The 5,894-nt window shown below is 69.6% G+C and carries 6 protein-coding genes; 2 read left to right on the top strand and 4 right to left on the bottom strand.

Annotation, left to right across the window (positions count from 1 at the left end; all coding sequences use genetic code 11):
• From C667_RS19580 to C667_RS19570, 3 genes are all read right to left on the bottom strand, one after another.
• Nucleotides 1-424 (bottom strand): electron transfer flavoprotein subunit beta/FixA family protein (locus C667_RS19580; RefSeq protein ID WP_004377975.1); only part of this gene is annotated, 424 nt, incomplete at its 3' end.
• 40 nt (nucleotides 425-464) lie between these two features.
• Nucleotides 465-1,688: a CaiB/BaiF CoA transferase family protein gene (locus tag C667_RS19575; RefSeq protein WP_004377972.1), complete on the bottom strand. Its 1,224-nt coding sequence runs from the start codon at nucleotides 1,686-1,688 to the stop codon at nucleotides 465-467.
• A gap of 17 nt (nucleotides 1,689-1,705) precedes the next feature.
• Nucleotides 1,706-2,893, bottom strand: a complete 1,188-nt coding sequence (locus tag C667_RS19570) for an acyl-CoA dehydrogenase (protein ID WP_004377970.1) — start codon at nucleotides 2,891-2,893, stop codon at nucleotides 1,706-1,708.
• Between the two features lie 142 nt (nucleotides 2,894-3,035).
• On the opposite strand from C667_RS19570, the gene C667_RS19565 reads away from it, so the two are divergent.
• Nucleotides 3,036-3,935, top strand: a complete 900-nt coding sequence (locus tag C667_RS19565; RefSeq protein WP_004377969.1) for a LysR family transcriptional regulator — start codon at nucleotides 3,036-3,038, stop codon at nucleotides 3,933-3,935.
• A gap of 6 nt (nucleotides 3,936-3,941) precedes the next feature.
• On the opposite strand, the gene C667_RS19560 is transcribed toward C667_RS19565, so the two are convergent.
• Nucleotides 3,942-4,550 carry a MarC family protein gene (locus C667_RS19560; protein WP_004377967.1) on the bottom strand — a complete coding sequence of 203 codons (609 nt, stop codon included), beginning with the start codon at nucleotides 4,548-4,550 and terminating at the stop codon, nucleotides 3,942-3,944.
• A 169-nt stretch (nucleotides 4,551-4,719) separates the two neighbouring features.
• Between C667_RS19560 and C667_RS26710 the strand changes: the two genes are divergently transcribed.
• Entirely contained in the window at nucleotides 4,720-5,820 is a 1,101-nt protein-coding gene (locus C667_RS26710) for a methyl-accepting chemotaxis protein (RefSeq protein ID WP_004377966.1), read from the top strand.
• The last annotated feature ends 74 nt before the right edge of the window (nucleotides 5,821-5,894 follow it).

The raw sequence follows: 5,894 nt of genomic DNA, 5'->3' as shown, positions 1-5,894 counted from the left end.
AGGTCGCCTGCGGCCAGCCCGCGAGCGCGGCGAGCATCTGGCCGGTCTGGTTGGCGTCGTCGTCGATCGCCTGCTTGCCGCAGATCACCAGGTTCGGCTGTTCCTTGTCGCACACCGCCTTGAGCAGCTTGGCCACCGCCAGCGGCTGCAACTCGACGTCGGTCTCGACCAGGATGCCGCGGTCCGCGCCGATCGCCATCGCCGCGCGCAGGGTCTCCTGGCAGGCGCCCACGCCGCAGGACACCGCCACCACCTCGGTGGCCACGCCCGCTTCCTTCAGGCGCACCGCCTCCTCGACGGAGATCTCGTCGAAGGGGTTCATGCTCATCTTGACGTTGGCCAGGTCCACGCCGCTGCCGTCGGCCTTGACGCGAACCTTGACGTTGTAATCGACCACGCGCTTGACCGGTACGAGGATCTTCATGCTGTTCCCTTGTGTTCGTCTTGAGTGTTCTTGTGCCGCTTCAGACCACGCCGTCCGCGCGCAGGCGGGCGATCGCCGCGGCGTCGAGGCCGAGCGTGGCGGCGAGGATCTCGTCGGTATGCTCGCCCAGCATCGGCGGCGGCAGGCGGTAATCCACCGGCGTGGCCGACAGCTTCATCGGGCTGGCCACCAGCGGCACCTGGCCGGCGACCGGATGCGGCATCGTCACCTTCAGCCCGCGCGCCTGCACCTGCGGGTCGGCGAACACGTCGGCGAGGGTGTTGATCGGGCCGCAGGGCACGGCGAGCGCCTCGAGCGTCGCGATCCACTCCGCGGTGCTGCGCTCGACGGTGAGCTTCTTCAGCAGCGGGATCAGCGTCGTGCGATTGACGACGCGGGCGCGGTTGGTGGCGAAGCGTTCGTCGGTCGCGAGCTGCGGCGCGCCGGCGGCCGCGCAGAAGCGCGCGAACTGTCCGTCGTTGCCGATGGCGAGGATCATGTAGCCGTCGGCGGTGGGGAAGTCCTGGTAGGGCACGATGTTGGGATGGGCGTTGCCCAGCCGCTGCGGGCTCTGCCCGGTGGCGAGGTAGTTGCCCGCCTGGTTGGCGAGGCAGGCCACCTGCACGTCGAGCAGCGCCATATCGATGTACTGGCCCTCGCCGCTCTTGTCGCGCCAGGCCAGCGCGGCGAGCACCGCGTTGGTGGCGTACAGGCCGGTGAGGATGTCGGTGAGCGCCACGCCCACCTTCATGGGGCCGCCGCCCTCCTCGCCGTCGGGCCGGCCGGTGATGCTCATCAGCCCGCCCAGGCCCTGGATCAGGAAGTCGTAGCCGGCGCGCGGCGCATACGGCCCGTCCTGGCCGAAGCCGGTGATCGAGCAATACACCAGGCGCGGATTGACCGCCTTCAGGCTGTCGTAGTCGAGGCCGTACTGCGCGAGGCCGCCGACCTTGAAGTTCTCCAGCACCACGTCGGACTCGGCGGCGAGCCGGCGCACCAGCGCCTGGCCCTCGGCCTGGGTGATGTCGATGGTGATCGAGCGCTTGTTGCGGTTGGCGCACAGGTAGTACGCCGCCACATTGGTGTCGGCGCCCTGCTCGTCCTTGAGCCAGGGCGGCCCCCAGCCGCGGGTGTCGTCGCCGACGCCGGGGCGCTCGACCTTGATGACGTCCGCGCCGAGGTCGGCCAGCATCTGCCCGGCCCAGGGGCCGGCCAGGATGCGCGAGAGGTCGAGGACGCGGACGTGCGACAGGGCGCCGGGCATCGGGGCTCTCCGTGGGCTCAGTTGCTGAACGCGGCGATGCCGGTGATGGCGCGGCCGAGGATCAGTGCATGGACGTCGTGGGTGCCTTCGTAGGTGTTGACCACCTCGAGGTTCACCAGGTGGCGGGCCACCGGATACTCGTCCGAGATGCCGTTGCCGCCGAGCATGTCGCGCGCCATGCGGGCGATGTCGAGCGCCTTGCCGCAGGAGTTGCGCTTGATGATCGAGGTGATCTCGACCGGGGCGATGCCCTCGTCCTTCATGCGGCCCACGCGCAGCACCGCCTGCAGGCCGAGGGTGATCTCGGTGAGCATGTCGGCGAGCTTCTTCTGGATGAGCTGGTTGGCGGCGAGCGGGCGACCGAACTGGTTGCGGTCCATCGTGTACTGGCGGGCGGCCTCGTAGCAGGACTCGGCTGCGCCGAGCGCACCCCAGGCGATGCCGAAGCGCGCCGAGTTGAGGCAGGTGAAGGGGCCCTTGAGGCCGCGCACGGTCGGGAAGGCGTTCTCTTCCGGCACGAAGACCTCGTCCATGACGATCTCGCCGGTGATCGAGGCGCGCAGGCCGACCTTGCCGTGGATGGCGGGGGCGGACAGGCCCTTCCAGCCCTTCTCGAGGACGAAGCCGCGGATCTGGCCCTCGTCGTCCTTGGCCCACACCACGAAGACGTCGGCGATCGGGCTGTTGGTGATCCACATCTTGCTGCCCGACAGGCTGAAGCCGCCATCGACCTTGCGCGCGCGGGTGATCATCGAGCCCGGGTCGGAGCCGTGGTTCGGCTCGGTGAGGCCGAAGCAGCCGATCCACTCGCCGGTGGCGAGCTTGGGAAGGTATTTCTGCTTCTGCGCCTCGGTGCCGAACTCGTTGATCGGCACCATGACCAGCGAGCTCTGCACGCTCATCATCGAGCGGTAGCCGGAATCGACGCGCTCGACCTCGCGCGCGATCAGGCCGTAGCACACGTAGTTCAGGCCGGAGCCGCCGTACTCCTCGGGGATGGTGGCGCCGAGCAGGCCGAGCTCGCCCATCTCGCGGAAGATCGCGGCATCGGTCTTCTCGTGGCGGAAGGCCTCCTGCACGCGCGGCAGCAGCTTGTCCTGGCTGTAGGCACGCGCGGTGTCGCGCACCATGCGCTCGGTCTCGGTGAGCTGCAGGTCGAGCAGCAGGGGGTCGTCCCAGTTGAAGCTAGCCTTGTTCGAAGCCATGTCGTGTCTCCTCGTGCGATCGGTCGTGCAGGCGGCTGCCTGTGTGTGATTCGCATCCTATGAACTCCGGAAGCACAGCTCAAGCGATATTTCTGCAGTAATCTGTGCGCTTCCGGAACTCCGACAGGCAAGGCCGACCACCATGCGCAAGAAGATCCCCAGCACCGCCGCGCTGCTCGCCTTCGAGGCCGCCGCGCGCCACGAGAGCTTCACGCGCGCCGCCGAGGAACTCGCGCTCACGCAGAGCGCGATCTGCCGGCAGATCGGCGCGCTCGAGGACTTCCTCGGCGTGCCGCTGTTCCGCCGCACCCGGCGCGGCGTGCAGCTCACCGAGGCGGGGCTGAGCTACAGCCGCCAGATCGCCCCCCGGCTCGACGCGATCGAGCACGACACGCTCGCGGTGATGGCGCACCACGGCGCCGGCAGCGTGCTCGAGCTCGCGGTGGTGCCGACCTTCGCCACGCGCTGGCTGCTGCCGCGCCTGGCCGACTTCCAGTCGAAGAACGCGGACGTGGTGGTGAACATGCACACCCAGACGCGGCCCTTTCTCTTCGACCAGACCGAGTTCGACGCCGCGATCTACTTCGGCGACGCGGGCTGGCCGGGTACCGAGGCGCATTTCCTGATGCGCGAGTATCCGGTGCCGGTGTGCAGCCCGGCCCTGCGCGGGGTGCGCGAGCAGATGAGCCCGGACGAGGTCGCGGCGCTGCCGCTGCTGCAGCAGACCACCCGTCCCTACGCCTGGCGGCAGTGGTTCGCCTCGGCCGGCGTGCGCCCCGCGAACGACATGGGGGGCATGCGCCTGGAGCTGTTCTCGATGCTGGCCCAGGCAGCGATCGAGCGCCTCGGCGTGGCGCTGATCCCGCCCTTCCTGATCCAGCAGGAGCTCGCCGCCGGCAGCCTGATCAGTCCCTGCCTGCGCAGCTTCCCGAGCACGCGGGCGTACTACCTGCTCGTGCCGGAAGGAAAGGCCGAGCGGCCGGCGCTGACGAACTTCCGCGAGTGGCTGGTCGGCGAGGCACACGCTGCCGCGGTGCAGTGAGCGCCCTCAGGCGTTCACATACGCGCGGATGCCGGCGGCGATGAACTCGACTGCCAGCGCCGCCAGCACCAGACCCATCAGGCGGGTCATGATGTTGAGCCCGGTGCGCCCGGCCAGGCGGCTGATCGGCCCGGCGAGGCTGAAGGCGAACCACACCGCGACGCCCATGACCGCGCCGGCGCCGAGCAGCATCAGCACCGTGCTCGTACCCTGGTCGGCGTAGATGATCACCGTACTGACCGTGCCCGGCCCGGTCAGCAGCGGGATGGTCAGCGGCACCACCGCGATGTTGGCGCGCTCGGCGGCCTCGTCGGTTTCCTCGGGGGTGGTGCGGCTCGGCGCCGGCTGGGCGTTGAACATCGAGATCGCGACGATGAAGAGCAGCACGCCACCGCCGACCTGCAGCGAGGGCACGGTGATGCCGAAGCCCGCCAGCAGGTACTGGCCAGCGAGCGCGGTCACGGTGATGACGAGGACGGTCGCCAGCGCGGCGGTGCGCGCGGTGCGGCGGCGCTCGAGGGACGATTGCCCCTGGGTCAGGCCGATGAAGGCGGGGATCGCGCCGAACGGGTTGATGAGCGCCGCCAGCGTGATGAAGATCTTCGCGAATTCCATTCGATTTGCTCCTGCGGGCCGGGGGCCCCCCCGCCGTGATCCCGCGACACGCAGACTACGATGCCGGCGCGACCGTCGGCAAATCGACCTGGGCGCAAAAGCCATGGCGGCTTGACCGAATAAAAGATTCATTTAATATGTTTCTTTTAATCGCCCACCAGAGCCTCCGATGTTCTTCTCCGGACCGAGAGACAGGCTGCGCGCCAGCGAAGCCGAGAACCTGCTGCTCCAGCAGGCCAACGCCGCCCTGCAGGAACGCCTGCGCGAGCTAGAGGCGGAACAGCTCGAGCTGCGCGCGCAGACCGACGCCCTGCGCCGCGAGCGCACCGTGCTGGGCGGCGTGTTCGCCAGCCTGGGCAGCTTCGGCGACTCGCTCGGAGGCGTGCGCGAATCCTTCCTCGGCCTCGCCGCCACCCTCAACCAGGAAAAGGCTTCGGCGCTCGAAGCGGCGGCGCAGTCGGACACCAGCCGCGCCGCCTTCGAGCGCATCGCCGGCAATCTGCACGCCACCTTCGAGCGCATGGGCGCGGCGTCGGAGAACGTCGGCATCCTGAGCCGTCGGGCCGAGGAGATCGGCGGCATCGTCCGCCTGATCAAGGAGATCGCCGAACAGACCAACCTGCTCGCGCTCAACGCGGCGATCGAGGCTGCGCGCGCGGGCGACGCGGGGCGGGGTTTCGCCGTGGTGGCGGACGAGGTGCGCAAGCTTGCCGAGCGCACCGCGAAGGCCACCACCGAGATCGCCACCCTGGTCGAGAACATCCAGGACGAGACGCGCGTCGCCAGGGAGGTGATGGAGTTCAGCGCCGCCGACGCGGGGCGCCACGCCGCGGACAGCACGCAGGCCGTGACCAGCATGAAGCACTTGCTCGACCTGTCGCGCCGCATGGAACGGGCGGTTACCTCGTCCGCCCTGCTCGCCAACGTCGAGCTCGCCAATCTGGACGAACTGACGCTCAAGCTCGAGGTGTACAAGGTGTTCCTGGGCGTGTCGACGCTGCGGCCCGACGACCTGCCCGACGAGCGCCACTGCCGCCTCGGTCAGTGGTACTACGACGGCGAGGGACGCGAGCGCTTCGCCGGGCTGCCGGGCTACGGGGAGCTCGAGGACCCGCATCGTGCGGTGCACGCGCATGCGCGGCGCGCGGTGGAGTTGCACGCGCAGGGCAAGCTGGAGGCGGCGTTGAGCGAACTGCAGGCGATGGAAAGAGCCAACCTCACCGTGATGCGCGGCCTCGAGCGCATGCTGGGCAAGGCCGTCGGGCGCTGACCGCACGCGCCGCAAGGGGGCCGGGCGCCCCCGCGGTGCGGCGTGCCGCCCGCCTCAGGCGCAGGACGCGACCG

This window comes from Thauera phenylacetica B4P (assembly GCF_000310225.1).
In the GTDB taxonomy this organism is placed as follows: Bacteria; Pseudomonadota; Gammaproteobacteria; order Burkholderiales; family Rhodocyclaceae; genus Thauera; species Thauera phenylacetica.
The sequence above is the reverse complement of the archived record's forward strand: the minus strand, read 5'-3'. Positions and strand labels throughout refer to the sequence as shown.

Bases quoted from the DNA above. Each gene is read 5' to 3' on its own strand.
- C667_RS19565 (WP_004377969.1), top strand. From the start codon at position 3,036: ATGCGCAAGAAGATCCCCAGCACCGCCGCGCTGCTCGCCTTCGAGGCC.
- C667_RS19570 (WP_004377970.1), bottom strand. From the start codon at position 2,893: ATGGCTTCGAACAAGGCTAGCTTCAACTGGGACGACCCCCTGCTGCTC.
- C667_RS19575 (WP_004377972.1), bottom strand. From the start codon at position 1,688: ATGCCCGGCGCCCTGTCGCACGTCCGCGTCCTCGACCTCTCGCGCATC.
- C667_RS19560 (WP_004377967.1), bottom strand. From the start codon at position 4,550: ATGGAATTCGCGAAGATCTTCATCACGCTGGCGGCGCTCATCAACCCG.
- C667_RS26710 (WP_004377966.1), top strand. From the start codon at position 4,720: ATGTTCTTCTCCGGACCGAGAGACAGGCTGCGCGCCAGCGAAGCCGAG.